Source organism: Rhodobacter sp. NSM, assembly GCF_052244495.1.
Classification (GTDB): Bacteria; Pseudomonadota; Alphaproteobacteria; order Rhodobacterales; family Rhodobacteraceae; genus Cereibacter_A.
The window spans coordinates 266,703-293,543 of record NZ_JBQPXH010000004.1 but is presented as its reverse complement, the minus strand read 5'-3'; the positions used below and the strand labels follow the sequence as shown (position 1 = coordinate 293,543).

The window sequence follows — 26,841 nt, the reverse complement described above, 5'->3', positions numbered from 1 at the left end:
GACGGGGGCGCGAAGGCGACCCCTTGTCCGCACCCATAGCGGGCGGCATGACGCTGCGCAGCTACGCCGCATCCCAGAGCTTGCCCCGGACTTGCCATGATTACCGCCGATCCGGCGACAGCGCCGGACCGGACCGACCAGCACGAGGAGAGACGCGTGAGCCTGCCCCAGACGATGCGTGCCGTGGAAATTTCCCAGCCCGGAGCGCCCGAGATGCTGCGGCCCTGCACGGTTCCCGTGCCGGTGCCGGGGCACGGCCAGATCCTGATCCGGCTGGCCTATGCCGGGGTGAACCGACCCGATGCGCTGCAACGCGCGGGCGCCTATGCACCGCCGGCGGGCGCCTCTCCTCTACCGGGGCTCGAGGGCGCGGGAACCGTTGCGGCGGTGGGGCCGGGTGTCACGCGCTGGACGGTGGGCGAGGCGGTCTGCGCCCTTCTGCCAGGCGGCGGCTATGCCGAGTATGCAGTGACGCCCGCCGAGCATGCCTTGCCGGTCCCGGCCGGGATGGACCTGCGCGAGGCTGCCTGCCTGCCCGAGACCTGTTTCACGGTCTGGTCGAACGTGGCGCTGCGCGGCGGGCTGCGCGCCGGAGAGCGGTTCCTTGTCCACGGCGGCTCGTCGGGCATCGGGACGACGGCGATCCAGATCGCGAAGGCGCTGGGGGCACGCGTCTTCGCGACCGCGGGTTCGGAGGAAAAATGCGCGGCCTGTCGCGACCTCGGCGCCGAGCGGGCGATCAACTACCGCGAGGAGGATTTCGTGGCGATCCTGAAGGCCGAGGGCGGGGCGGACCTGATCCTCGACATGGTGGGCGGCAGCTACCTGCCGCGCAACGTGAAGGCGCTGGCGACCGAGGGGCGGCTGGTGCAGATCGCCTTCCTCGAGGGGACGAAGGTGGAACTGAACTTTGCCGAGGTGATGATGCGGCGGCTGACGATCACCGGCTCGACCCTGCGTCCGCAGAGCGACCTTGCCAAGGCGCGCTACGCCCGCGATCTCGAGGCGCAGGTCTGGCCCATGATCGCGAAGGGCGCGCTCCGCCCCGTGATGGACAGCGAATTCCCGCTCGACCAGGCGGCCGAGGCCCATGCGAGGATGGAAGGCTCGTCGCATATCGGCAAGATCGTCCTGAAGATCTGACCTGTCGCACCGGCCGGGGGGTGCCGGAGCCGGGGGCATCGAACCCCCGCCTCCGGCGCTGCCGCGGCCAGGCGGAAGACGTGGCCGAGCCTGGCTGCGGGAGGTAAACCCCGGGCTCGCGACCCTTCCCTCTCGAACTCCAGCGCCGAGCCACCCGGACCCTGCGCCGCCTCCGCTGCCGGGAACGTGCGGCCGGATCCGCTTCACGATCCGTGGTCGCGGCCCGCTTCCTTCACTCTACTGAAACATCCTTCACTCTGCTCAAATATCCCGGGGGTCCGGGGGCAGCGCCCCCGGCTGGGTCCGCTGGCGATCACGGGTGGTCCATCATCGCCTTCGGCAGGCCGCAGTCTCGGCGTGCATCCGGCGCGCAGGCGCGGAAGCGGAGGTCCTGCGTCAGACAGATCCGCACCTCCTGGATGTATCCTGCCTCGCAGGTGACGGTGATCCCCTCGGGCGCGAGACCGGGATTGGCGTCCGTGAAAGCCTCTTCCAGCACGCGGGGCGGCAGGGCGATGTCCTCGCGCAGCCGGAGAAGCGGCTCCGGCACCTTCACCCTGCCGACGGCTGCGCGCATCAGGGCGTAGTAGTCGACAGGCGGCAGGCCCGAGCATCGGCCGTGCTTCTTCCACTGGTACCAGGCGAGACCGGGCGGGATCAGGTCGGACATCGCCTCCGTCTCGCGCCGCGAGGGATCGCGCTCGACCGTGCGGCAGAAGGCGGGCCAGCCCTCCTCGCCCTGCGGCCATAGCCCGTGCAGCACGAAGCCGCGGCCCCAGCTGCATTCCTCGGCCCCGCGTGCCTCGCCCTCGACCGCGCACCAGGTGGGCTCCCAGCTCAGCGCCAGGATGTAGTGGGTGAAGTCACCCGCCCGGTCCTGATCGGCAAGAGCGGGACCGGCGGCCAGCGCGAGCATCAGGGCCAGACTGCGCATTTCCACTTCCCCTCGCGGATGATCGGGATTATATGCCAGCGTGAACTTCCCGAAAACGAGAAGACGCGGCCAGGCCGCAGCCGTTTTCCCGGCCCGGTCAAGATTTGCAGAGGATCGTCCGATGAACAAGCCGCTGATGTCCAAGGCCACCGCAGTCTGGCTGATCGACAACACCACCCTTTCGTTCAGGCAGATCGCCGACTTCTGCGGCATGCACGAGCTCGAGGTGCAGGGGATCGCCGACGGCGACGTGGCGACCGGCGTGAAGGGCTTCGATCCGGTGGCGAACAACCAGCTCGACCAGATCGAGATCGACAAGGGCGAGAAGGATCCGCTCTACCGGCTGAAGCTCAAGTTCAACCCTGCTGCCGTCGGCGAGGAGAAGCGCCGCGGGCCGCGCTACACGCCGCTCTCCAAGCGGCAGGACCGCCCGGCTGCCATCCTCTGGCTGGTGAAGTTCCACCCGGAACTCTCGGACGGCGCGATCTCGAAACTGGTCGGCACCACCAAGCCGACGATCCAGTCGATCCGCGAGCGCACGCACTGGAACATCGGGACGATCCAGCCGATCGACCCCGTGGCGCTGGGCCTCTGCCGCCAGTCCGAACTCGATGCCGCCGTGCAGCAGGCGGCGCGCCGCAAGGCCGCCGAAGGCGCCGTCATGAGCGATGACGAGCGGCGCAAGCTTGTCTCGACCGAGCAGTCGCTCTCGATGCCGGACGAGCCGCGGATGCCCTCGGGCCTCGCCGGTCTCGAGCAGTTCGGCCGCAGCGAGGAAGAGAAGCGGCCCGCCGATTTCTCCGATGCCGATTCTTTCTTCAATCTGCCTCATGGCGATGATGCGGATGAGGAAGACGACGAGGATCCGCGCCGCTGATAGGCGGCCTCCCGCCGTTTCTGCGGCGCAGCGCACTTCAGGATTGAACAATATCTCCCGACTGGGGAGTATTCGGGCGGCCGCCACAAGCGGTCGTCATTTTTATTAGTTCGTGTCGCTTGCTGCCATTCGCCCTTCCCGCCCTGGGGGCTGCCTCCGTCTGACGGTCGTGCAGTCGCCTCCACTGCAGGACCGACCATGCCGCCGAAGTCTATCCGATCCGCCGCGCCACGCATCAATGGCGTCGACGTCACCCGCTCGCTTGCCATCATGCTTGCGATGCTCAGCCACACCCTGATCGAGTTCGAGGTCTTTCACGCCTGGCAGGGACCGGCGGCGACCTTCACGCGCTTTGCGATGCAGACCGCACCCGTGACCTTCATCTGCCTCTTCGGCGCCATGCTCGAGATCGTCTACGCCCCGCGTTTCGCTTCCGGAGGCGCAGAGGCCGCCACGCGGCAGCTCTGGACGCGCGCGCTCCAGTGCTACCTGCTCTATGCGCTGACGGTGATCGCGCTCCACGTCTCGGGCGGGCAATCCATCGGCTACACGATCCGCTGCCTGCTGATGCTGGGGATCACGCCCTATGCCGACATCCTGAAGTTCTACGCGCTGGCGCTTCTGGCGGCGCCGTTGCTGCTTCGGCTGAGGCTCTCCTACGGTCTCGGCGCGATGCTCGCCATCGCGCTGGCCGTGCCGGCGGCCTTTCCGCTGCTGTCGCAACTGCCGGAGCCGCCGATGCTTTTCGGGCGCGACTATCTCGTGAAGCCCGCGAGCTTCCTCTACGGCGGCAGCAATCAGGCGGGTGGGCCGTCGGTGCTGCATGGGCTGGCGCTGGTGGCGGCAGGCATGGTGCTGGGGCGCGGTGTGCGCCTCCTGCTGGCCGCGGACGGCGAGGAGCGCCGTCTCGGGGGCGCGATCCTCGGGTTGATGCTGGGGCTGACGGTTCTCGCGTCCGGTCTGATGTGGAACTGGCAGGCGCCCTACGAGACGGTTTCAGCCATCGCCGACATGAGCCTGCGCAACGACAACCACCCGATCTACGCGAGCATCGGCCTCGCGGCGACGCTGGTCGAAGTCCTGCTGGCGGTGCTGCTCTTCGACCGGCTGGGCCGGCGCTGGGGAAAGCCGGTGCTCTTCCTCGGCCGGACGAGCCTCTTCACCTTCTCCTTCGGGAACATCCTGCTCTACCTCGCGCCCGAGACCGTGCCGGCACTGGGCGGTGGCCTGCCGCTCGCCCTTCTGTTCTTCACGATCATGCTCGGGCAGAGCTGGATCTTCCTGCGCCTCATGACGCCGGTGACCGAGGACACGAGCAGGGTCTGGGGCAGCATCGCGACCGCGTTCCAGCGCGTGATGCGCTGGATGCAGCGGCCTGTCGACCGGACGGTGTCGCGCCTCGTCCCTGCCACCGGATGAGGCGAGGGCTCCGTGCCCCTGCATCCGGCCGGGGGCGTTGCATCCCGTGACGTCGGACGCCTCCGCGGCCGGAGAGGTCAGAACCTCCGGCGCGCGCGGAGCGCGGCCCCGATGGTGCCGTCGTCGAGATAGTCGAGCTCGCCCCCGATCGGCACGCCCTGCGCGAGCGACGTGACCTGCACGCCCGTGGGCTCCAGCACATCGGCGATGTAATGGGCGGTCGTCTGGCCGTCGACGGTGGCGTTGAGGGCAAGGATCACCTCGGTCGTGCCTTCCTCGCGCACCCGCTCGACGAGGCGGGGAATGCGCAGTTCCTCGGGCCCGACCGAATCCAGCGCCGACAGGACCCCGCCCAGCACGTGATAGCGGCCGCGGAAGGCGCCTGCGCGCTCCAGCGCCCAGAGGTCGGCCACGTCCTCGACCACGCAGAGCTCACCCGAGGCGCGGCGCTCGTCGCGGCAGATGTCGCAGAGGTCGGTGCTCGTGATGTTGCCGCAGCGCAGGCAGTCGCGCGCCGTGGCGGCGACCTCGGCCATTGCCTGCGCGAGGGGGGCCATGACGGCCCCCCGCTTCTTCAGCATGAGAAGAACCGCCCGGCGCGCCGAGCGGGGCCCGAGGCCCGGAAGCCGCGCCATCAGCTCGATCAGCCGCTCGATGTCGCCCGGGGCCTCGGCCATGTCAGAAGGGCAGCTTCATGCCCGGCGGAAGGCCGAGACCCTCGGTCAGCTTGCCCATCTCTTCCTTGGCGCGGTCGGAGGCCTTCGACTGTGCATCCTTGATCGCGGCAAGGATCAGGTCCTCGACCACTTCCTTCTCGGAGGCGACGAAGATCGACGGGTCGATCTCGATGCCGGTCAGCTCGCCCTTCGCCGTGGCCGTGGCCTTCACGAGCCCCGCGCCGGACTCGCCGGTGACCGTGACGTTGCCCAGATCCTCCTGAAGCTGCGCCATCTTCTCCTGGAATCCCTGCGCGGCCTTCATCATCTTGGCCATGTCGCCAAGACCGCCCAAACCCTTCAGCATTCGTTGCTCCTCTCAATTGTCCTCGAACGGGTCCCACTCGTCCTCGACCTCGGGCAGTGCCTCGGCCGCGGCCTGTTCCTCGAGCTTGCGGATCTCGGCGATCCGCGCGCCCGGGAAGGCGGCCATCACCGCCTGGACGAGCGGGTTTTCCAGTGCGCGCGCCTCTTCTTCAAGGCGCCCCTTGTCGCGCTCTTCGGCAAGCGTCGGCGAGCCGCCGCCCGAGACGACCGAGATCCCCCAACGCGCGCCGGTCCAGCCCTGCAGCCGCTGCGAGAGACGGGCGGCGAGGTCGGGGGCGGCGTCGGGCGCGGGCTCGAACTCGATCCGGCCGGGCGCGAAGCGGACGAGCCGCACGCCGGTCTCGACCTCGTAGAGCAGCTTCATGTCGCGCTTCTGGCGGATCAGCTCGACCATCTGCTCGAAGCTCTGGCAAAGGACGGCGCCGGGCGCGAGTGCCATGGCGGTGGCCGCCCCCGAGGCCTGCGGCGCATGGGCCGAAGCCCGCGGTGCGGCGGCCTGCATGCGCGCCATCGGCGCGGCACCGTTGCCGGGAGCGGCTGCCTGTCCGCCTCCTCCCACAGGACCCGCGGGCCGCGGCTCGGACTGGAGCCTGCGGATCAGCGCCTCGGGATCGGGGAGATCCGCCACATGGGTCAGGCGGATCACGGCCATCTCGGCCGCCATCATGGCATTGGGCGCAAGCGAGACTTCCTCGATGGCCTTCAGCAGCATCTGCCACATGCGCGTCAGCACCCGCATCGGCAGCCGCTCGGCCATTTCGAGGCCCCGCGTGCGTTCGTCGGGCGGCGTGGTCGGATCCTCGGCGGCCGCGGGGCTGATCTTGACGATCGAGATCCAGTGCGTGATCTCGGCCAGATCGCGCAGCACGGCCATGGGGTCGGCCCCGTCGGCATACTGGCCGGAAAGCTCGGCCAGCGCGCCCGCGGCATCGCCCTTCATCACCAGATCGAAGAGATCGAGCACCCGGCCGCGGTCGGCCAGCCCCAGCATGGCGCGCACCTGATCGGCGGTCGTCTCGCCCGCTCCGTGGGCGATGGCCTGGTCCATCAGGCTCATCGCGTCACGCACCGAGCCCTCGGCCGCGCGGGTGATGAGCGCCATGGCGTCGCGCGTGAGGCGCGCGCCCTCCTTCCCGGCCACCTTCTCCAGATGGGCCATCATCACCTCGGGCTCGATCCGCTTCAGGTCGAACCGCTGGCAGCGCGACAGCACCGTGACCGGCACCTTGCGGATCTCGGTTGTGGCGAAGATGAACTTCACATGGGCGGGCGGTTCCTCGAGCGTCTTGAGCAGCGCGTTGAACGCGCTGGTCGAGAGCATGTGGACCTCGTCGATGATGTAGATCTTGTAGCGCGCCGAGGCCGCCCGGTAGTGGACCGAGTCGATGATCTCGCGGATGTCGCCCACGCCGGTGCGCGAGGCCGCGTCCATCTCCATCACGTCGACATGGCGGCCCTCGGCGATGGCCCGGCAGGCCTCGCAGACCCCGCAGGGCTCGGTGGTCGGGCCGCCCGTCCCGTCAGGGCCCACGCAGTTGAGGCCCTTGGCGATGATCCGCGCCGTCGTCGTCTTGCCCACGCCCCGCACGCCGGTCATCACGAAGGCATGGGCGATCCGGTCCGCCGCGAAGGCATTCTTCAGCGTGCGCACCATCGCCTCCTGTCCGATCAGGTCGGCGAAGGTCTGCGGGCGGTATTTGCGGGCAAGGACCTGATAGCCTTGCTCGGGTGTGTCGGACATCGGGCCTCGGCGGATTCGGGGTCGGCATCGAGATTAGGGCGGGGGAGAAGCGGCGTCCACCCGAAGGGCGGTCCTCTCCTTCAGGCATTCAGCCTCTGCCCTCCAGCGACCGACGCCGGCCGGCCGGCCAGGGGCATGCGCGTCGGGACGGCGGTCGGCATGCAGGATCGATGCGGGGAGGTGAGAGGCTGGACATCGACCCAGACGGGGCTCGTTACGGCTGCTTCCTTCCGGACCTGACCGGGTTGGCGAGGCGCCTGCCCGCGCCAACCTCTCGCGGTCGATATAGGCCGGGACGCCCGCCTTTGCAAGCGCCCGCGCAGGCGGCGCAGGTGCCCGCGGCCGATGGTCCGGCCTCTTCGGGCGGCAACGTCTGCGCGGGCCCCTTGGCCGCCCTTGTCCGGCATGGCATGACGGTCGGCGGGCACAGCGAGGCCCGGCTTGCGGGAGAGGCGGAATGCGGATCGCGGAGACGGTGACCTTCGGGGGCTCGGGGCTCGACCGGGCCGGGCGCCTCCGCTGCGATGCCGAGGGGCTTGCGGCGAAGCTCGCTGAGGGCCGCATCCTCCCCGTCTGGCGCGGCCGCCCGCTCTGCGCCGATGACGGGCAGCTGGGCTGGCTCGCTGCGGGCCATCCGGTGCTGGCGGGATCCGAGGAGCCGGTCTTTCTCGGGCTCGACGACGGCGAGCCGCGCTTCGCGGCCGACATCTCGCACTGGTCGCCCGAAGCCGGTGCCGAGGCGGTGCAGGCGGGCTTCTTCGATCCCTCGTTCCAGAGCCATCCGGCGCTGCCCGGGGCGCTGGGATTCGGCGAACTGCGTGGCGTCATGCTCCGGCTTTCGCCGCGGGAGGCGGAGTTGGCTGCGACGGCGAAGGCGCTGGTGCAGTGGCACCGCAGCCACCGCTTCTGCTCGGCCTGCGGAGCGCCCTCCGCGCCGTCAGAGGGCGGCTGGCACCGGCGCTGCACCGCCTGCGGCGCGCAGCACTTTCCCCGCACGGATCCGGTCGTCATCATGCTGATCACCCATGGCAACCGCGCCCTCGTCGGCCGCTCGCCCGGCTGGCCGGAGGGGATGTACTCCTGCCTCGCGGGTTTCGTCGAACCGGGCGAGACGATCGAGGCCGCCGTCCGCCGCGAGGTGATGGAGGAGGCGGGCGTGACCGTCGGCGCGGTCCGCTACCTCGCGAGCCAGCCCTGGCCCTTCCCGGCCTCGCTGATGCTGGGCTGCCACGGCATCGCTCTGACCGAGGAGATCACGCTTGACCCGGCCGAGCTCGAGCAGGCCCGCTGGATCTCGCGCGAGGAGATGGTGCGCGTGATGGCCGGGCATCACCCCGAGGTCAAACCCGCGCGGAAGGGCGCCATCGCGCATTTCCTGATCGCCAACTGGCTTGCGGACCGGCTGGATTGACGCGAAAAGGCGGGCCGGGACGCTTGTAGGGACAGGTCATGCGGCTGAGCACCAAGGAAGACGTCGAGGCGCCGATCAATTTCGTCTGGAAGCAGCTTGCGGATTTCGGCAACTGGGAGCGTGCGGCCCAGCGGCGCGGCGTCGAGGTCCAGCGGCTCGAGGGCACGCCGGCCGAGGGGCCGGGCATGGCGTGGCTGATCCGCTTCGGCTACCAGGGCAAGCCGCGTGAGGTGGACATGCGCCTCGCGGGTGTCGAACCGGGCCAGCGGCTGCTGTTCCAGGCGACGGGCCATTCCATGAAGGCCGACCTGACGCTCGATTTCGTCGAGCTCGCGCCGCGGCGGACCCGTGTCTCGGTAGTGTCGGAGGTGAAGCCGCAGACCATGACGGCGCGCGTCTTCATGCAGACGCTTCGGCTCGCCAAGGGCAAGCTGCAGGAGAAATACGACAAGCGGATCGCGAGCTTCGCGGCCGACATCGAGGATCGCTGGAAGGCCCGCCGCAAGGCCGAGCCGCAGGATCCCGAGGCCTGAGCCAGAGCCGGCCCGCGCGGGGCGCATGCCGATCACCCGAGCCGGGCGCAGCCTGCCGTGAGCACCGAGGTGCTCGCCGCAAGGTGCGCAAGCCTGCAGGGACCCGAGGCACTTGCCGCCGGATGGGCGGACCGCAGGAACAGGGCATTCGCGACGCTCCGGCCGGGCGCGACCTCAGCCCCTGCCGGGGTCTGCCGGATAGACGCCGAGGATCTCGGACTGGCTGGTGAAGTAGCGCAGCTCGTCGAGCGCCAGCGCCACGTTGGCATCCTCGGGATGGCCCTCGATGTCGGCGTAGAACTCGGTCGCCGTGAAGGATCCGCCGACCATGTAGCTTTCCAGCTTGGTCATGTTGATCCCGTTGGTGGCGAAGCCGCCGAGCGCCTTGTAGAGCGCGGCCGGGATGTTGCGCACGCGGAAGGTGAAGGTCGTCACCATCTTGCCGGGGCCGCGGCGCGTCCAGTCCGCCTCGCGCGACATGACGAGGAACCGCGTGGTGTTGTTCGACTGGTCCTCGATGTGGCGCGCCACGACGTCGAGCCCGTAGATCTCGCCCGCGAGTTCCGACGCAAGGGCGGCAAGCGGCGGCTCGCCCGTCTCGGCCACGAGCCGCGCCGAGCCGGCGGTATCCGCCCCCGTGGTCGGACGGATCCCGTGCTGACGCAGGAAGGTCCGGCACTGGCCGAGAAGGACCGTGTGGCTCATCGCGCGCTCGATCCGCTCGATCGGCGTACCCCGGACGGCGAGCAGGTTGATGTGCACGCGCACGAAGGCCTCGTCGATGATCCGGAGGCCGGAGCCCGGCAGCAGCGAGTGGATATCGGCCACCCGGCCATAGGTCGAGTTCTCGACCGGCAGCATTGCAAGCTCGGCTTCGCCCGAACGGACGAGCTCGATCGCGTCCTCGAAGGTCCGGCAGGGCACGGCCTCCATGGCCGGTCGTGCCTGGCGGCAGGCCTCGTGCGAATAGGCTCCGGGCTCTCCCTGGAAGGCGATTCGGCCGGTCATGGCTTGGGTCTCCGCGATCAAAAACAGGTTGTCCCCGCGTCCGGCGGCGCTACTACACCTTGAAAGCAAGGGGAAGAAGCGGATACATGTCCGGCGGACCCAAACCGAGGTAAATGCGACATGTTCGACACGATGACCCTGACGAAGGCGGTCGGCGCCGGTTGCGGCGCGCTCCTGGTGTTCCTTCTGGGATCCTGGGCGGCTGGCGGGCTCTACACCTCCGGGGAGGGTCATGGCGAGGACGTGACGCAGGCCTACGTGATCGACACGGGCAGCGATGCCGAGGCGGAAGAGCCCGCAGCCGAGGCGGTGCCGTTCGCGGAACTCGTCGCCGCGGCCGATGCGGCGGCGGGGCAGAAGGTCTTTGCGAAATGCGCCGCCTGTCACAAGGTCGACGGCTCGAACGCGACCGGGCCGCATCTCGACGGCGTGGTCGACCGCGGGGTGGCCTCTGTCGACGGCTTCGCCTATTCGGATGCGATGGTCGCGCATGCCGGTGAGGCTCCGAACTGGACGCTGGACGAACTGGGGGCCTTCATCGAGAACCCCAAGGGGCACGTGCCCGGCACCAAGATGACCTTCGCGGGCCTTCCCAAGGAGCAGGACCGCGCCAATGTGGTCGCCTATCTGGCCTCGCTCCAGTAACAGGGTGGCCGATCCGGTTTCAGAGGGCCGTCCGATCGGGCGGCCCTCGCGCATTTTTGCGGCCGGAGCCATGATCCTGTAACGCAATCGCAACTTGAGGAGGTCGCGGGTTGCGCCGTAGCATGACGCGAGCGGCGCCGGGCCCGCGACACGGCACGAGGCAGGGAGAACGGTATGGGTGGAGTCACGGCGCGCACGGCGCAGGGCAGGGTCGCAGCCTCTGGACTTCCCGACGTGCGGTCATGGCTTCTCGGTGGATTGGGCATCCTCGCCGCCGTCGCGGCCGCCCTTCCGGCACGGGCGCAGGACGAGCAGAAGATCATCACCTCGCACGGGATCTCGACCTTCGGCGACCTGAAGTATCCGGCGGATTTTGCCCATCTCGACTACGTGAACCCGGACGCGCCAAAGGGGGGCGAGATCTCGGAATGGGCCTTCGGCGGGTTCGACTCGATGAACCCCTATTCGGTGAAGGGCCGGGCCGCCGCCTTGTCCTCGGTCATGTACGAGTCGATCCTCACCGGGACGGCGGACGAGATCGGTGCGGCCTACTGCCTTCTCTGCGAGACGCTGGAATATCCCGAAGACCGGAGCTGGGTGATCTTCAACCTCCGTCCCGAGGCGCGGTTTTCGGACGGAACGCCGGTGACGGCCGAGGACGTGGTCTTCTCCTACGAGACCTTCGTGACCAAGGGGCTGACGGACTTCCGCACCGTCTTCGCCCAGCAGGTCGAAAGCGCCGAGGCGCTCGATGAACACCGCGTCAAGTTCACCTTCAAGCCGGGCATCCCGACGCGCGACCTGCCGCAGGACGTGGGCGGCCTGCCGGTCCTGTCCAAGGCGCAGTACGAGCGCGAGGGCCTCGACCTCGAGGAGGGCAGCCTGAAGCCCTTCCTCGGCTCGGGCGCCTACATGCTGGACGAGAGCCGCATGCAGGTCGGCCGGACGGTCGTCTACCGACGCAACCCCGACTACTGGGGCAAGGATCTGCCGATCGCCCGCGGGACGGGCAACTTCGACACGATCCGCATCGAATACTACGCGGACTACAACGCGGCCTTCGAGGGCTTCAAGGGAGGCAGCTATACCTTCCGCAACGAGGCCTCCTCGATCCTCTGGGCGACTGGCTACGACTTCCCCGCCATCACCAGCGGGGCGGTGAAGAAGGTCGAGCTGCCGCAGGGCACCAAGGCCAGCGGGCAGGGCTGGATGCTCAACCTGCGGCGCGAGAAGTTCCAGGACCCGAGGGTGCGCGAGGCGCTGAACCTCATGTTCAACTTCGAATGGTCGAACAAGACGCTGTTCTACGGTCTCTACAGTCGCGTCCAGTCCTTCTGGGAGAACAGCTATCTCGAGGCCGAGGGCGCGCCGTCCGAGGCCGAGGTCGCCCTTCTGAAGCCGCTGGTGGACGAGGGGCTGCTGCCGCAATCGATCCTCACCGACCCGCCGGTCAGCCCGCCCACCTCGGGCGAGCGGCAGCTTGACCGGAGGAACCTGCGCGCCGCGAGCAAGCTGCTCGACGAGGCAGGCTGGCCGGTCGGATCCGACGGGCTGCGGCGCAACGCGGCGGGAGAGGTGCTGCGCGTCGAGTTCCTGAACGACAGCCAGACCTTCGACCGCGTCATCAGCCCCTTTGTCGAGAACCTGCGGGCGCTTGGCATCGACGCCATGATGACGCGGGTGGACAATGCGCAGATGGAGAGCCGCACCCGTCCGCCGAGCTACGACTTCGACATCACCACCGGCAACGCGCGCACCAACTACATCTCGGGGTCCGAGCTGAAGCAGTATTACGGATCGGAGACGGCCGATGTCTCGAGCTTCAACATGATGGGCCTGAAGGACCCGGCGGTGGACCGGATGATCGAGAAGGTGCTGGCGGCCAACTCGTCGGAGGAGCTGGAAGTGGCCACCAAGGCGCTGGACCGGGTGCTTCGGCTCCAGCGGTTCTGGGTGCCGCAGTGGTTCAACGCGAACTACACCGTCGCCTATTACGACATGTTCGAGCATCCCGAGACGCTGCCACCCTATGCGCTGGGAGAACTGGACTTCTGGTGGTTCAACGCCGAGAAGGCGCAGGCGCTTCGCGATACTGGCGCGTTGAGACAGTAAGGGCCGCATTCCCCCCATGGGAGCCTACATCCTCCGGCGAATCCTGCTGATCGTGCCGACGCTGTTCGGCATCATGGTCATCAACTTCGTCCTGACCCAGTTCGTGCCCGGCGGCCCGATCGAGCAGGTGCTCGCCCGGCTCGAAGGGCAGGGCGACGTGTTCCAGACCGTAGCGGGCGGCGGCGACGCCGGCACCTCGACCGCCCCCACCACGCAGGCGGACGAGCGCTACGTCGGCTCGCGCGGGTTGCCCCCCGAGTTCATCGCGCAGCTCGAGCGGCAGTTCGGCTTCGACAAGCCGCCGCTGGAACGCTTCCTCGACATGATGTGGAACTATCTTCGCTTCGACTTCGGCGAGAGCTACTTCCGCTCGATCTCGGTCGTGGATCTGGTGCTGGAGAAGATGCCGGTCTCGATCACGCTCGGCCTCTGGTCCACGCTGATCGCCTATCTTGTCTCGATCCCCTTGGGCATTCGCAAGGCGGTGAAGGACGGCTCGTCCTTCGACACCTGGACCAGCGGCGCCATCATCGTGGCCTATGCGATCCCGGGCTTCCTCTTCGCGATCCTGCTTCTCGTGCTCTTCGCGGGCGGCTCCTACTGGCAGTGGTTCCCGCTTCGGGGACTCACTTCCGACAACTGGGAGAGCCTGTCGCTCGGGGGCAAGGTCGTGGACTACTTCTGGCACATCACCCTGCCGGTCCTCGCCTCGACCATCTCGGCCTTCGCGACGCTGACGCTGCTGACGAAGAACTCGTTCCTCGACGAGATCCGCAAGCAATACGTGATGACGGCGCGCGCGAAGGGGCTGGCCGAGCGGCGCGTGCTCTACGGCCATGTCTTCCGCAATGCCATGCTGATCGTGATCGCAAGCTTCCCGTCGGTCTTCGTCTCGGTCTTCTTCGGCGGCAGCCTGATCATCGAGACCATCTTCTCGCTCGACGGGCTCGGCCGGCTCGGCTTCGAGGCGGCGGTGGCGCGCGACTATCCGGTGATCTTCGGCACGCTCTTCGTCTTCGGCCTCCTCGGCCTCGTCATGGGGATCCTCTCCGACCTGATGTATGTCTGGATCGACCCGCGCATCGACTTCGGGACAAGGGGCTGAGATGGCGCTCTCCCCGCTCAACCAGCGTCGCTGGCGGAACTTCAAGGCGAACCGCCGCGCCTATGTCTCGCTCTTCGTCTTTGCCGTGCTCTTCGGCCTGTCGCTCTTTGCCGAACTGCTCGCCAACGACAAGCCGCTGCTCGTCAACTACAGGGGCAGCCTCTACACGCCGATCACGCATTTCTATCCCGAGACGGTCTTCGGCGGCGACTTCCAGACCGAGGCCGCCTACCGCGATCCCGAGGTGCGCTGCCTGATCCGGTCGGGCGGGCTCGAGGCCTGTTTCGACGATCCGGAGGCGATCATCGCCGAGGTCGAGACCGGCAGTGTCGAGGGCGAGCCGGTCGAGGCGGGCTGGATCCTCTGGCCGCCCATCCCCTACAGCTACGACACGATCAACGACATCGGCCGTGCCGCGCCCTCTCCGCCAGATGCCGACCACTGGCTCGGCACCGACGACACCGCGCGCGACGTGCTGGCCCGCGTGATCTACGGCTTCCGCCTGTCGGTGGCCTTCGCGCTGATCGTGACCTTCCTCACCTCGGTCATCGGCATCGCCGCGGGCGCGGTGCAGGGCTATTTCGGCGGCCTCACCGACCTGATCTTCCAGCGCCTGATCGAACTCTGGGGCTCCACCCCCTCGCTCTACATCATCATCATCGTGGCGGCGATCTGGCAGATGGATTTCTGGCTGCTCGTGGGCCTCATGGTGCTCTTCGGCTGGACGAGCCTGATCGGCGTCGTCAGGGCCGAGTTCCTGCGCGCGCGGAACTTCGAATACGTCCGGGCTGCCCGCGCGCTCGGTGTCTCGGACCTCGTGATCATGTTCCGCCACGTCCTGCCCAACGCGATGGTGGCCACGCTGACCATGCTGCCCTTCATCATCACCGGCACCATCGGCAGCCTCGCCGCGCTCGATTTCTTGGGCTTCGGCCTGCCGTCCTCGGCCCCCTCGCTGGGAGAGCTGACGCTCCAGGCCAAGCAGAACCTGCAGGCGCCCTGGCTCGGCTTCACCGCCTTTTTCGCCTTCGCGATCATGCTCTCACTCATGGTGTTCATCTTCGAGGGCGTGCGCGACGCCTTCGACCCCAGGAAGACCTTTCAATGAAGGCGCCGACGACCGAACGGCCCGAGGGTCCGGCCTCGCCCGTGCTCGAGGTCAGGGATCTGGTGGTGCGCTTCCGGCAGGACGGGCGCGTGGTCGAGGCGGTGAAGGGCGTGTCCTTCTCGGTCGGGCGTGGCGAGACCGTGGCGCTGGTGGGCGAGAGCGGATCAGGCAAGTCGGTCACGGCGCTCTCGACCGTCTCGCTGCTGCCGGACAGTGCCGAGGTGGCGGGCTCGGTTCTCTATGAGGGGCGCGAGATGGTGGGCGCACCGGCCGCTCAACTCCGGCAGGTGCGCGGCAACGACATCAGCTTCATCTTCCAGGAGCCGATGACATCGCTCAATCCGCTGCATACGATCGAGCGCCAGATCGGCGAGAGCCTCGCCCTTCACCAGGGCATCACCGGCGAGAAGGCACGCGCGCGGATCGTCGAGCTTCTGACCAAGGTCGGCATCCGCGACCCGGAGAGCCGTCTCGGCGCCTATCCGCACCAGCTCTCGGGCGGGCAGCGGCAGCGGGTGATGATCGCCATGGCGCTGGCCAACGGCCCCGATCTGCTGATCGCCGACGAGCCGACGACGGCGCTCGACGTGACGATACAGGCGCAGATCCTGGACCTTCTGGCGGATCTCAAGCGCGACGAGAGCCTCAGCCTTCTCTTCATCACCCATGATCTCGGCGTGGTACGCCGGATTGCCGACCGGGTCTGCGTCATGCAGGGCGGCGAGATCGTCGAGCAGGGCCCGGCCGAGCAGATCTTCCGCGCGCCGCAGCATCCCTATACGCAGAAGCTGCTCGCGGCCGAGCCGACGGGCCGACCCGATCCGGTGCCGGAGGGTGCGGCCGAGATCCTGAGGACGGAGGGGCTGAAGATCTGGTTTCCGATCCAGCGCGGCCTGTTGCGGCGCACCGTGGGCCATGTGAAGGCGGTAAACGGTGCGAGCCTCTCGATCCGCAAGGGCGAGACGCTGGGCGTGGTGGGCGAAAGCGGCTCGGGCAAGACGACGCTCGCGCTCGGCATCCTGCGGCTGATCGAGTCGGAAGGACCGGTCCTCTTCCTCGGGCAGGAGATCCACACCCGCCGGGCCCGCGCGCTGCGCGACCTGCGCCGCGACATGCAGATCGTGTTCCAGGACCCCTACGGCAGCCTATCGCCCCGGATGACGGTCGAGCAGATCATCGCCGAAGGGCTCGGCGTCCACGGGGTCGAGAAGGGCCGCAACCGCCGCGAGATGGTGGCCGAGATCATGACCGAGGTCGGCCTCGACCCGGCGGCCATGGGGCGCTATCCGCACGAGTTCTCGGGCGGGCAGCGTCAGCGCATCGCCATCGCCCGCGCCATGATCCTGCGCCCGAAGTTCGTGGTGCTGGACGAGCCCACCAGCGCGCTCGACATGACGGTGCAGGTCCAGATCGTCGACCTGCTGCGTGACCTGCAGCGCAAGTGGGGTCTCGCCTATCTCTTCATCAGCCACGACCTCCGGGTGGTGCGCGCTCTCGCCCACAAGGTGATCGTGATGAAGGAGGGCGATGTGATCGAAGCCGGCGATGGCGTGTCGCTCTTCGAGCGACCGACGACCGACTACACCCGCACCCTGCTCGCCGCAGCCTTCGGAGGGTCGGTGCCACAAGCCGTCTGACGAGTGACATGAAGATCCTGTTCGTCCACCAGAACTTTCCCGGCCAGTTCCTGTATCTCGCGCCCGAGCTTCAGCGTCGAGGCCACGAATGCCTGGCGCTCACCGACGGCGGCAATCGGCGGGAGTCGCCGATCCCGGTCGTGCGCTACCGGCACGAGGCGCCGGCACCCGATCCGCAGGCGACGCGGCTCGCGCGGAACTTCACGCAGACGAGCGACCGGGGCGTGACCGTGGCCCGGGCGGCGCTGCAGTTGCGCGACCAGCGCGGCCACCGGCCGGACGTGATCTTCGGCCATTCCGGCTGGGGCGAGACGCTCTTTCTCAAGGAAGTCTGGCCCGAGGCGAAGCTGCTGATCTATGCCGAGTTCTACTATCGCGGCATCGGTCAGGACGTGGGCTTTGACCGGGAGTTCGACCGGCGCGGCTTCGACGCGGTGATGATCGCGCAGAGCCGGGCCGCCCATCTGGCCCAGGCGCTTCTGCATGCCGATGCCGGGCTGTCGCCGACGGAATGGCAGGCCTCGACCTATCCCCCCGTGCTGCGCCGCCAGATCGAGGTGATCCATGACGGCGTGGACACCGAGGCGGTGGCCCCCGACCCGGCGGCGACCTTCACCCTGCCCGATGGGCGGGTGCTGCGGCCGGGCGACGAGGTCCTGACCTTCGTCAACCGCAACCTCGAGCCCTACCGCGGCTATCACGTCTTCCTGCGGTCCCTGCCCGAGGTGCTGGCCACGCGCCCGGCCGCCCAGGTGGTGCTGGTGGGGGCCGAAGGCGTCAGCTATGGCCCCGAGCCGTCCGAGGGCAGCTGGAAGCAGAGATTCCTCGACGAACTGGACGGCCGGCTTGATCTCTCGCGTGTGCATTTCGTCGGTCGCGTGCCCTATGACCGGTTCAAGGCGCTGATGCAGGTGAGCCGCGCCCATGCCTACCTCACCTATCCCTTCGTCCTCTCCTGGTCGATGCTCGAGGCCATGTCGGCGGGTGCGCTGGTCATCGGCTCGCGCACCGCGCCGGTCGAGGAACTGATCGAGGACGGGCGCAACGGGCTTCTCGTGGACTTCTTCGACGTGAAGGGCTGGTCGGACACGATCATCCGCGCACTGGCCGAGCCGGAGCGGTTCCGCCCCCTGCGCAAGGCCGCGCGCGAAACGATCCGCAGCCGCTACGACCTGCGCTCGGTCTGCCTGCCCCGGCTGGTGGATTTCGTGGAACGTCACGGCCCGGTGGCCTGAACCGGCGCTGTCCCGTCCTTCATTTGCGCTGCCGGGCGCGTTTGGCGCCCGCCATTCCTGCGCCGCGCAGGTGGGTCAGAGGGCGCCCTGCGTCTTCCCGCTCTGGTCGTAGGCGTCGAAGCTGCGGGCGATCATGCGGGCAAGGGGGCGGCCGGCGTCGGTGATCTCGAGCCCGTGGCCGGTAATCTGCACGACACCGGGAAAGCTGGTCGCGCATTGGAGGAAGAGCGCCTCGAGCCGTTCCGGCCGGATGCAGAAGCGCGCAAGGATCTGCGCGCGGCTGATGCGGAAGTCGCAGAGGAGCTGCTCGATCATGCGGCCCCGCAGGCGGTCCTCGTCGCTGAGGACGTGCCCGCGAGAGGTCGAGAAGCGCCCTGACCGGATCGCGCGGATGTGGTCGGTCGTGCTGGGCGCGTTCTGGCTGAACCCTTGGGGAAACCGCGAGATGGCCGAGGCGCCGAGGCCGATCAACACGTCGGAGCGGTCGTCGGTATAGCCCTGAAACGACCGGCGCAGGCGCCCGCAGGCGCGCGCATGCGCGAGCGGATCGCCCGCACGGGCAAAGTGGTCGATGCCCACGGGCTGGTAGCCGTCCCACAGGATAAGGTCGCGCGCGGTCTCGAACAGGTGCAGCCGTTCTTCCGGGCGGGGAATCGAATCGGTCGGGATCATCAGTTGGCGGCGCGAGAGCGCGGGTACATGCGCATACCCCAGGACCGCCAGCCGGTCCGGCGAAAGCGACAGCAGCTTCTGCACGGAGTCGGCGACCGTCTGCCTCGTCTGATGCGGAAGGCCATAGAGGATGTCGGCATCAAGGCCCTGCAGCCCTCGCCGGCGAAGGTCGTCGACGAGTCGCCGGGTCAGCTCGAAGCTCTGTTCGCGGCCGATCGCCTTCTGGATCTCGGGGTCGAAGTCCTGCACCCCGATGGAGACGCGCGTCATGCCGCCCTCGAAGAGCGCGTCCAGACGCGCCGCATCGATCTCGTTCGGGTCAATCTCGACCGAAAACTCGGTGGAAGGCGACGATGGCACCGCATCCCGAATGGCGAGCAGCAGTTCCCGGATCAGGTCGGGCGGGAGCAGGGTAGGGGTTCCGCCACCCCAGTACATTCGGGAAAGGCGCACGCCCGGTGCAAGGCGTGCCTGCATCAGGGCAATTTCGGATTTCAGCACCGCGACAAAAGCGCGCACGGGTGCGTCCGAACTCGTGCCCTGCGTGCGGCAGGCGCAGAACCAGCACAACCGGCGGCAAAAAGGGATATGTAAGTATAATGATATTGAACTTCCGGCGGGAATGGACGAGATCCATTCTGCATGAAGGTGCTCCGTCACCCCTGCGCCGAAGTTCGGGGCGGTCGGATAGCTCGTATAGCGTGCAACCCGCGCGTCAAAGAGCCCGAGTTTTGCAAGTTGAGAAACCGACTCCATCGACTTTCGCTAGGCTCGAAAGTCGTCTATTGCTTTGATACAGATCAAGCGGGGAAACGGCATGACGCTGCACGAAGTCCCAACCCTCCTGCACCGCTGCGGCGATTGCCCGATTCGTCACCGTGCCGTCTGCGCGCGCTGTGACTCTGATGAACTCGCGACTCTCGAGCAGATCAAGTACTACCGCAGCTACCAGGCGGGCCAGACGGTGATCTGGTCGGGGGACAAGATGGATTTCGTGGCCTCCGTCGTGACCGGGATCGCGACGCTGACCCAGACGATGGAAGATGGCCGCCGCCAGATGGTCGGCCTGCTGCTGCCGTCGGATTTCGTCGGCCGTCCGGGCCGCCAGACCGTGGCCTATGACGTCACGGCCACCACGGACCTGCTGATGTGCTGCTTCCGCCGCAAGCCCTTCGAGGACATGATGCAGAAGACGCCCCACGTGGGGCAGCGGCTGCTCGAGATGACGCTGGACGAACTCGATGCGGCGCGGGAATGGATGCTGCTTCTCGGCCGGAAGACAGCCCGCGAGAAGATCGCGAGCCTGCTGGCCATCATTGCGCGCCGCGACGCCGCGCTGAAGCTGCGGGATGCCAAGGGTCCGTTGACCTTCGACCTGCCGCTGACGCGGGAGGAGATGGCCGACTACCTCGGCCTGACGCTCGAGACGGTGAGCCGCCAGGTCTCCGCGCTGAAGCGCGACGGCGTCATCTCGCTCGAGGGCAAGCGGCATGTCATCGTGAACGATTTTGCCCGGCTTCTGGAAGAGGCGGGCGACGACAGCGACGGCGGCCTGCCGGTCTGACGAAGGCGCCCGCCCCTGAGGGCGGGCGAGGTGGCGCTACCGTGAGCGTCAGTGCGCCATGAGGACCGGCACTTCGGCCAGTTCCAGCATGTCCCGGGTCGCGCCTCCGAGGATCGCCTCGCGGAACCGCGAGTGTCCATAGGCGCCCATGACCAGCATGTCGGCATTCTGATCGCGCACGTGGCGCGCGATCACGTCCGAGATCCGTGGCAGCGTCTTCGCCAGCACCGAGACCTCGGCGCGGACGCCGTGGCGCACCAGCATCTGGCAAAGCGCCCCGCCCGGATCGGACCGTTCCGCGCCGTGCGCCGCCGGATCCACGATCACGATGTCCACGTTGTCGGCGTGAAGCAGGAAGGGCATCGCCTTGCGCACTGCCGTCAGGGCCTCGCGACTCTGGTCCCAGGCGATCACGACCCGATGTCCGAAACTCTCGCTGAGCGCCGGGTCGTCGGGAACGACAATGACCGGAGCCTGCCCCTCGAAGAGCGAAGCCTCGACCACCGCTTCGGTTTCTGCGCCCCGGCCCTTGCCGTAGGGTCGCGACAGCACCACGAGGTCGGCGAAGCGCGAGCGCAGTGCGACGAGGCCGGCGAGTCCGCCCATCTGCGCCACGGCCGTCTCGACCGACGAGCGCAGCATCGCGGGCTGCCCCGCCAGCGCGGCGATGGCAGCCTTCTCGACGGCCTGCGCTTCCTGCTCGGCGCGTTCCAGCGCCATCTGCAGCACGACCGCCGTGCCGCCCATGTTGTAGTAGGCCACCTGGGTCCCGTCGATGCCGAGCGCCAGCACGTCCAGATGCGCGTCCGCGCTGAGCGCGAGGCGCGCCGCAACCGTGATCGCCGGCTCGATCCGTTCCGGCGAAGTGGCCACGGTCAGCAAGGATTTGTAGGCCATTTCACAATCTCCAGCCGATGAGCTTCCGCCCCGAATGTGTGATCGATTGGGGCTTTGTTCCTTGATGCTGATCAAGTATCAGGACCGAAACCATTGACATGGATCAAGGCAGATTCCGCGACACGCCGCCACACACGGCCTGTCGATTAGCATCGGCCGGGGGAGTCGGCCTAGCGAAGACGAAGGGACGCAAGATGTGGGATTACGTTAAACTGGTCGCGCTTGGCGTGATCGCGCTGTGTGCCGCGATCGCAGCCAACTACGCGCGCGACCTTGCATACATGGCGAATGCCGTGACGGTCATGCTGGTGGCCGGCGGCCTTTTCCTCTGGCAGGTGCGCCGGGTCGGGGACGAGATCCGTCCGAAGCCCGCGCTGCAGACCGAATACATGGACGGGGTCATCCGCTACGGCGTGGTGGCCACGGCCTTCTGGGGCGTCGTGGGCTTCCTCGTGGCGGTCTTCATCGCCTTCCAGCTGGCCTTCCCGGCACTCAACTTCGAATGGGCGCAGGGCTACCTGAACTTCGGCCGACTCCGGCCGCTGCACACCTCGGCGGTGATCTTCGCCTTCGGCGGCAACGCCCTGATCGCGACGAGCTTCTACGTCGTGCAGCGCACCTCGGCGGCGCGTCTCTGGGGCGGCAACCTCGGCTGGTTCGTCTTCTGGGGCTACAACCTCTTCATCGTGCTGGCCGCTTCGAGCTACCTGCTCGGCGCCACGCAGTCGAAGGAATATGCCGAGCCGGAATGGTATCTCGACTGGTGGCTGACCATCGTCTGGGTCTGCTATCTCGCGGCCTTCCTGGGGACGATCATCAAGCGCAAGGAACCCCACATCTACGTGGCCAACTGGTTCTACCTTGCCTTCATCGTCACCGTGGCGATGCTCCACATCTTCAACAACCTCTCGATCCCGGTCTCGTTCTTCGGCTCGAAGTCCGTGCAGGTCTTCTCGGGCGTGCAGGATGCGATGGTGCAGTGGTGGTACGGCCACAACGCCGTGGGCTTCTTCCTGACCGCCGGCTTCCTCGGCATGATGTACTACTTCGTGCCGAAGCAGGCCGAGCGTCCCGTCTACAGCTACAAGCTGTCGATCGTGCACTTCTGGGCGCTGATCTTCCTCTACATCTGGGCCGGTCCGCACCACCTGCACTACACGGCGCTGCCGACCTGGACCTCGACCCTCGGCATGGTGTTCTCGATCATGCTCTGGATGCCGTCCTGGGGCGGCATGATCAACGGCCTCATGACGCTTTCGGGCGCCTGGGACAAGCTCCGCACCGACCCGATCATCCGCATGATGGTCGTCTCGATCGGCTTCTACGGCATGTCGACCTTCGAGGGCCCGATGATGTCGATCAAGGCCGTCAACTCGCTCAGCCACTACACCGACTGGACCATCGGCCACGTCCACTCCGGCGCGCTCGGATGGAACGGCATGATCACCTTCGGCGCGCTCTACTTCCTCACGCCGAAGCTCTGGAACAAGGAACGGCTCTACAGCCTCAGCCTCGTGTCCTGGCACTTCTGGCTCGCCACCATCGGCATCGTGCTCTACGCCTCGGCGATGTGGGTCTCGGGCATCATGGAAGGGCTGATGTGGCGTGAAGTCGACGCGAACGGCTTCCTCGTGAACGCCTTCGCCGACACCGTGGCCGCCAAGTTCCCTATGAACGTGGTCCGCGGCCTGGGCGGGGTGCTCTACCTGACCGGTGCGCTGATCATGTGCTACAACCTGTGGAAAACCGTGACGACCGCACCCGAACGGGTGTCGCGCGCCACGGCCGTTCCCGCTGAGTGACGAAGGGGACGACCATGGGTATCCTTGCAAAACACAAGATCCTCGAGACGAACGCCACGCTGCTGCTGATCTTCAGCTTCCTCGTGGTGACCATCGGCGGCCTGGTCCAGATCGTGCCGCTGTTCTACCTCGAGAACACGATCGAGAAGGTGGAAGGGGTTCGCCCCTACACCCCGCTCGAGCTTGCCGGGCGCGACATCTACATCCGCGAGGGCTGCTACGTCTGCCACAGCCAGATGATCCGCCCGATGCGCGACGAGCAGGAGCGCTATGGCCACTACAGCCTCGCGGCCGAATCCATGTACGATCACCCGTTCCAGTGGGGATCGAAGCGGACCGGCCCCGACCTCGCCCGCGTCGGCGAACGCTACTCGGACGAATGGCACGTCGATCACCTGACCAACCCGCAGTCGGTCGTGCCGGAATCCATCATGCCGAAATACGGCTTCCTTGCGAACCGTGAGATCGACGGGCGCTACATCCAGGACGTGATGTCGGTGCACCGGACGATCGGCACGCCCTACACCGACGAGATGATGGAAAGCGCGGTCGCCGACTTCAAGGCGCAGGCCGATCTGGATGCGGACAGCGACGGTCTCCTCGAGCGTTACGGCAAGGCTGCCGTGCGCAACTTCGACGGACAGGCGGAGCTGACGGAGATGGACGCGCTGATCGCCTACCTGCAGGTCCTCGGCACGATGGTCGACTTCTCGACCTTCACGCCCGACGACAGCCGGTAAGGGGGGCGGGCATGGAGACCTACAGCCTGCTTCGGGCCTTCGCGGACAGCTGGATGCTGATCGTGATGACGCTCTTCTTCGTGGGCGTGGTGTTCTGGGCCTTTCGTCCGGGCAGCCGAAAGCAACATGACGACGCTGCCAACGCGATCTTCCGTCACGAGAGGAAACCCGACGGCGACGACCGCGAGTCGTCGTCCGAGGAGGCGAGGAAATGAGTGTGAAACCGACCAAACACAAGCCCGGCGAGCCGCCGACCACGGGCCATACCTGGGATGGCATCGAGGAATACGACAATCCGATGCCGCGCTGGTGGCTCTGGACCTTCTATGCCACCATCATCTGGGCCGTTGGCTACACGTTGCTCTACCCGGCCTGGCCGCTGGTGAACGGGGTGACGAACGGCCTGCTGGGTCATTCGACCCGGGCTGACGTGGCCAACGAGATCCAGGCCTATGCGGACGCCAATGCCGAGATCCGCCAGAAGCTGGTGGAGACCGACCTGACCGCCGTCGCAGCCGATCCGAACCTGTTGCAATACGCGACCAACGCCGGTGCGGCCGTGTTCCGCACCAATTGCGTCCAGTGCCACGGGTCGGGCGCGGCCGGCGTGCAGGGCAAGGGCTATCCGAACCTGCTGGACGACGACTGGCTGTGGGGAGGCGACATCGAATCGATCCACACGACCGTCACGCACGGCATCCGCAACACGACCGACGACGAGGCGCGCTACTCCGAGATGCCGCGCTTCGGTGCAGACGGCCTGCTCGACTCGACCCAGCTCTCGCAGGTGGTCGAATATGTCCTGCAGATTTCCGGGCAGGATCATGACTCGGCCCTGTCGACGGAAGGTGCGACGGTGTTCGCCGACAACTGTGCCGCCTGCCATGGCGAGGACGGCACGGGCAGCCGCGACGTGGGCGCCCCGAACCTGACCGACGCGATCTGGCTCTACGGCGGGGACCGCGCCACGCTCACCGATACGGTGACCTATGCGCGCTTCGGCGTGATGCCGAACTGGAACGCCCGTCTCACCGAGGCGGACATCCGGTCGGTCGCAGTCTACGTCCACGGCCTCGGCGGTGGCGAGTAAAAGGTGCTGAGCGGCCCGGGAGACCTCTCCCGGGCCGACGCCGGCCCTCGTTCCAGTTCGCGCGTTCCGAGTGCGGAGGGTCGGTGCCTCCATGTCCCGTGGGACGGGAGGCGGAGGGCCCGCCCGCGTCGTGAATGATGTATCACGGATGCGTAATTTTGACCGAAGTCAAGTTGCGCAGGCGGTCCCGTCTGATAGCACCCGGAACATCCATGTAGCCGGAGTCCGTCGTGACCAGCCCCGATACCGAAACCAGCAGCCTCTACGCCAAGCGCGAGCCCGTCTTTCCCAAGCGGGTGAGCGGCAAGTTCCGCTCCCTGAAATGGTGGATCATGGGCATCACGCTGGGGATCTACTACATCGCGCCCTGGATCCGCTGGGACAGGGGACCGAACCTGCCTGACCAGGCGATCCTCGTCGACATCGCCAACCGGCGCTTCTTCTTCTTCATGATCGAGATCTGGCCGCACGAATTCTACTTCGTTGCCGGCCTCTTGATCATGGCGGGCCTCGGGCTCTTCCTCTTCACCTCGGCCGCCGGACGCGTCTGGTGCGGCTATGCCTGCCCGCAGACGGTCTGGACGGACCTCTTCATCCTCGTCGAGCGCTGGGTCGAGGGGGACCGCAACGCCCGCATCCGGCTGCTCCGACAGAAGTGGGACGCCGAGAAGACGCGCAAGTACCTCACGAAATGGACACTCTGGCTGCTCATCGGCCTCGCGACCGGCGGGGCCTGGGTCTTCTACTTCACGGATGCGCCGACGCTTCTCGTCGATCTACTGACGGGAGACGCCCATCCGGTCGCCTATATCACCATGGGTCTGTTGACCGTCACCACCTTCGCCTTCGGTGGCTTCGCGCGCGAGCAGATCTGCATCTATGCCTGCCCCTGGCCGCGCATCCAGGCGGCCATGATGGACGAGGAGACGATCACCGTCGCCTATCGAGAATGGCGCGGCGAGCCGCGCGGCAAGCTGAAGAAGGGAGAGCCGATCAGCGCCGACCAGGGCGACTGCATCGACTGCATGGCCTGCGTGAACGTCTGCCCGATGGGCATCGACATCCGCGACGGCCAGCAGCTGGCCTGCATCACCTGCGCCCTCTGCATCGACGCCTGTGACGAGGTCATGGACAAGATCGACAAGCCGCGCGGCCTCATCGGCTACCTCGCCCTGACGGACGAGCGCGCCGAGCGCGAGGGCCGGCAGCCGCGCTCGGCCTGGCGGCACCTCTTCCGCGTGAGGACCCTCATCTACACCGCCCTGTGGTCAGGCGTGGGCGTCGCGCTTGTCGTGGCCCTGTTCCTGCGCTCGCCCATCGACATCAACGTGACGCCGCTGCGCAACCCGCTCTACGTCACGCTGTCGGACGGGTCGATCCGCAACACCTACGACGTCCGCCTGCGCAACAAGCAGGGCGAGGCGCGCGACTATCAGATCTCGCTGACGAGCGAGGCCGATCTTGCGCTTTCGCTGGAGGGACGGGACGCTTCCGTGGTAACGGTCCCTGCCAACGAGACGATGACCCAACGCGTCTATATCATCGCGGGCAGGAACAGCGCCGCCGCCGATGCCGAGCGCACCGATCTGCGGCTCTGGGTCGAGGACCTGACGGCGGGGCAGCGGGTGCACCACGACACGATCTTCAACGGAAGGGACGACTGACATGGCCGAGATGACCGGGCGCAAGGTTCTGGCGATCACCCTCGGCGCCTTCGGGGTCATCATCGCGGTGAACCTGGTGATGGCCTTCAAGGCCATCTCGACCTTCCCCGGTCTCGAGGTGGATAACCCTTACGTCGCCAGCCAGACCTTCGACGCCGATCGCTCGGCGCAGCAGGCCCTGGGATGGGCGCTGACGGCGGATTATGACGAGGATGCGCAGGAGATCACCCTGCGCTTCACCGGGGCTGATGGCAGGCCGGCAGCGGTGGATACGCTCGACGTGCTCGTCGGCCGCACGACCGAGGCCCGCGACGACCGCCGGCCGGACTTCGTGCTTCGCGACGGTGCCTTCCGGGCAACGCAGGACCTGACCCGCGGCAAGTGGATGCTGCGGGTCGAGGCCACATCGACCAGCGGCACCCGGTTCCGCCAGCGGCTCGCCCTTCACGTCGAGGGCTGAG

25 protein-coding genes and 1 other RNA gene are annotated in these 26,841 nt (G+C 67.5%); 18 read left to right on the top strand and 8 right to left on the bottom strand.

The window, feature by feature from the left end:
• The first annotated feature begins 156 nt into the window (after positions 1-156).
• On the top strand, positions 157-1,143 hold the full coding sequence (locus ACTVZP_RS11055) for an NAD(P)H-quinone oxidoreductase (protein ID WP_443212209.1): 987 nt from the start codon (positions 157-159) through the stop codon (positions 1,141-1,143).
• A 313-nt stretch (positions 1,144-1,456) separates the two neighbouring features.
• Here ACTVZP_RS11055 and ACTVZP_RS11050 read toward each other — a convergent pair whose 3' ends face one another.
• Positions 1,457-2,077, bottom strand: a complete 621-nt coding sequence (locus tag ACTVZP_RS11050) for a ribonuclease T2 family protein (RefSeq protein WP_443212208.1) — start codon at positions 2,075-2,077, stop codon at positions 1,457-1,459.
• 121 nt (positions 2,078-2,198) lie between these two features.
• Between ACTVZP_RS11050 and ACTVZP_RS11045 the strand changes: the two genes are divergently transcribed.
• Entirely contained in the window at positions 2,199-2,954 is a 756-nt protein-coding gene (locus ACTVZP_RS11045; protein ID WP_443212207.1) for a DUF1013 domain-containing protein, read from the top strand.
• A 198-nt stretch (positions 2,955-3,152) separates the two neighbouring features.
• The gene (gene opgC / locus ACTVZP_RS11040) at positions 3,153-4,373 is read left to right on the top strand and encodes an OpgC domain-containing protein (RefSeq protein WP_443212206.1); all 1,221 of its coding nucleotides are present in this window, start codon (positions 3,153-3,155) and stop codon (positions 4,371-4,373) included.
• A 77-nt stretch (positions 4,374-4,450) separates the two neighbouring features.
• Here opgC and recR read toward each other — a convergent pair whose 3' ends face one another.
• The 4 genes from recR to ffs form a co-directional block, all read right to left on the bottom strand.
• Entirely contained in the window at positions 4,451-5,050 is a 600-nt protein-coding gene (gene recR, locus ACTVZP_RS11035; protein WP_443212205.1) for a recombination mediator RecR, read from the bottom strand.
• 1 nt (position 5,051) lies between these two features.
• The gene (locus ACTVZP_RS11030; RefSeq protein WP_443212204.1) at positions 5,052-5,396 is read right to left on the bottom strand and encodes a YbaB/EbfC family nucleoid-associated protein; all 345 of its coding nucleotides are present in this window, start codon (positions 5,394-5,396) and stop codon (positions 5,052-5,054) included.
• Between the two features lie 12 nt (positions 5,397-5,408).
• The gene (locus tag ACTVZP_RS11025; protein WP_443212203.1) at positions 5,409-7,157 is read right to left on the bottom strand and encodes a DNA polymerase III subunit gamma/tau; all 1,749 of its coding nucleotides are present in this window, start codon (positions 7,155-7,157) and stop codon (positions 5,409-5,411) included.
• A 178-nt stretch (positions 7,158-7,335) separates the two neighbouring features.
• An RNA gene (ffs, locus tag ACTVZP_RS11020) (signal recognition particle sRNA small type) lies at positions 7,336-7,434 on the bottom strand.
• Between the two features lie 180 nt (positions 7,435-7,614).
• Here ffs and nudC point away from each other — a divergent pair.
• Together nudC and ACTVZP_RS11010 are read left to right on the top strand one after the other, a co-directional pair.
• The gene (gene nudC, locus ACTVZP_RS11015; RefSeq protein WP_443212202.1) at positions 7,615-8,568 is read left to right on the top strand and encodes an NAD(+) diphosphatase; all 954 of its coding nucleotides are present in this window, start codon (positions 7,615-7,617) and stop codon (positions 8,566-8,568) included.
• 38 nt (positions 8,569-8,606) lie between these two features.
• Positions 8,607-9,101 (top strand): SRPBCC family protein, encoded by a 495-nt coding sequence (locus ACTVZP_RS11010; protein WP_443212201.1) that lies wholly within the window; start codon positions 8,607-8,609, stop codon positions 9,099-9,101.
• Between the two features lie 174 nt (positions 9,102-9,275).
• On the opposite strand, the gene ACTVZP_RS11005 is transcribed toward ACTVZP_RS11010, so the two are convergent.
• Complete coding sequence (locus ACTVZP_RS11005) at positions 9,276-10,109, bottom strand: prephenate dehydratase (RefSeq protein ID WP_443212200.1); 834 nt, start codon at positions 10,107-10,109, stop codon at positions 9,276-9,278.
• 120 nt (positions 10,110-10,229) lie between these two features.
• Between ACTVZP_RS11005 and ACTVZP_RS11000 the strand changes: the two genes are divergently transcribed.
• From ACTVZP_RS11000 to ACTVZP_RS10975, 6 genes are all read left to right on the top strand, one after another.
• Complete coding sequence (locus ACTVZP_RS11000; RefSeq protein ID WP_443212199.1) at positions 10,230-10,754, top strand: c-type cytochrome; 525 nt, start codon at positions 10,230-10,232, stop codon at positions 10,752-10,754.
• 174 nt (positions 10,755-10,928) lie between these two features.
• Entirely contained in the window at positions 10,929-12,866 is a 1,938-nt protein-coding gene (locus ACTVZP_RS10995) for an extracellular solute-binding protein (protein ID WP_443212198.1), read from the top strand.
• A 16-nt stretch (positions 12,867-12,882) separates the two neighbouring features.
• Positions 12,883-13,971: a microcin C ABC transporter permease YejB gene (locus ACTVZP_RS10990; protein WP_443212197.1), complete on the top strand. Its 1,089-nt coding sequence runs from the start codon at positions 12,883-12,885 to the stop codon at positions 13,969-13,971.
• Position 13,972: 1 nt separating this feature from the next.
• A complete protein-coding gene (locus ACTVZP_RS10985) occupies positions 13,973-15,079 on the top strand; it encodes an ABC transporter permease (RefSeq protein WP_443212196.1) in 1,107 nt (368 codons plus the stop codon).
• Entirely contained in the window at positions 15,076-16,716 is a 1,641-nt protein-coding gene (locus ACTVZP_RS10980) for an ABC transporter ATP-binding protein (protein WP_443212195.1), read from the top strand. The genes ACTVZP_RS10985 and ACTVZP_RS10980 overlap by 4 nt, the downstream gene beginning before the upstream one ends.
• An 8-nt stretch (positions 16,717-16,724) precedes the next feature.
• Complete coding sequence (locus ACTVZP_RS10975; protein ID WP_443212194.1) at positions 16,725-17,951, top strand: glycosyltransferase; 1,227 nt, start codon at positions 16,725-16,727, stop codon at positions 17,949-17,951.
• A gap of 75 nt (positions 17,952-18,026) precedes the next feature.
• Here the strand turns inward: ACTVZP_RS10975 and hemN are convergent, their stop codons facing one another.
• Complete coding sequence (gene hemN, locus ACTVZP_RS10970; protein ID WP_443212193.1) at positions 18,027-19,379, bottom strand: oxygen-independent coproporphyrinogen III oxidase; 1,353 nt, start codon at positions 19,377-19,379, stop codon at positions 18,027-18,029.
• A gap of 61 nt (positions 19,380-19,440) precedes the next feature.
• On the opposite strand from hemN, the gene fnrL reads away from it, so the two are divergent.
• Entirely contained in the window at positions 19,441-20,187 is a 747-nt protein-coding gene (gene fnrL, locus ACTVZP_RS10965; protein WP_443212192.1) for a transcriptional regulator FnrL, read from the top strand.
• Between the two features lie 48 nt (positions 20,188-20,235).
• Here the strand turns inward: fnrL and ACTVZP_RS10960 are convergent, their stop codons facing one another.
• Positions 20,236-21,084, bottom strand: a complete 849-nt coding sequence (locus ACTVZP_RS10960) for a universal stress protein (protein ID WP_443212191.1) — start codon at positions 21,082-21,084, stop codon at positions 20,236-20,238.
• Between the two features lie 194 nt (positions 21,085-21,278).
• On the opposite strand from ACTVZP_RS10960, the gene ccoN reads away from it, so the two are divergent.
• The 6 genes from ccoN to ACTVZP_RS10930 all read left to right on the top strand — a co-directional run bounded on the left by ccoN (position 21,279) and on the right by ACTVZP_RS10930 (position 26,840).
• Positions 21,279-22,886, top strand: a complete 1,608-nt coding sequence (gene ccoN, locus ACTVZP_RS10955) for a cytochrome-c oxidase, cbb3-type subunit I (RefSeq protein WP_443212190.1) — start codon at positions 21,279-21,281, stop codon at positions 22,884-22,886.
• Between the two features lie 14 nt (positions 22,887-22,900).
• Positions 22,901-23,626, top strand: a complete 726-nt coding sequence (gene ccoO, locus ACTVZP_RS10950; RefSeq protein WP_443212189.1) for a cytochrome-c oxidase, cbb3-type subunit II — start codon at positions 22,901-22,903, stop codon at positions 23,624-23,626.
• Positions 23,627-23,637: 11 nt separating this feature from the next.
• Complete coding sequence (locus ACTVZP_RS10945; protein WP_443212188.1) at positions 23,638-23,841, top strand: cbb3-type cytochrome c oxidase subunit 3; 204 nt, start codon at positions 23,638-23,640, stop codon at positions 23,839-23,841.
• Positions 23,838-24,716 carry a cytochrome-c oxidase, cbb3-type subunit III gene (gene ccoP / locus ACTVZP_RS10940; protein ID WP_443212187.1) on the top strand — a complete coding sequence of 293 codons (879 nt, stop codon included), beginning with the start codon at positions 23,838-23,840 and terminating at the stop codon, positions 24,714-24,716. Before ACTVZP_RS10945 ends, ccoP begins: the two co-directional genes overlap by 4 nt.
• Positions 24,717-24,946: 230 nt before the next feature.
• Positions 24,947-26,380: a cytochrome c oxidase accessory protein CcoG gene (gene ccoG, locus ACTVZP_RS10935; protein WP_443212186.1), complete on the top strand. Its 1,434-nt coding sequence runs from the start codon at positions 24,947-24,949 to the stop codon at positions 26,378-26,380.
• Between the two features lies 1 nt (position 26,381).
• Positions 26,382-26,840, top strand: coding sequence for a FixH family protein (locus ACTVZP_RS10930; protein ID WP_443212185.1), 459 nt, complete (start codon positions 26,382-26,384; stop codon positions 26,838-26,840).
• Position 26,841 lies beyond the last annotated feature (1 nt).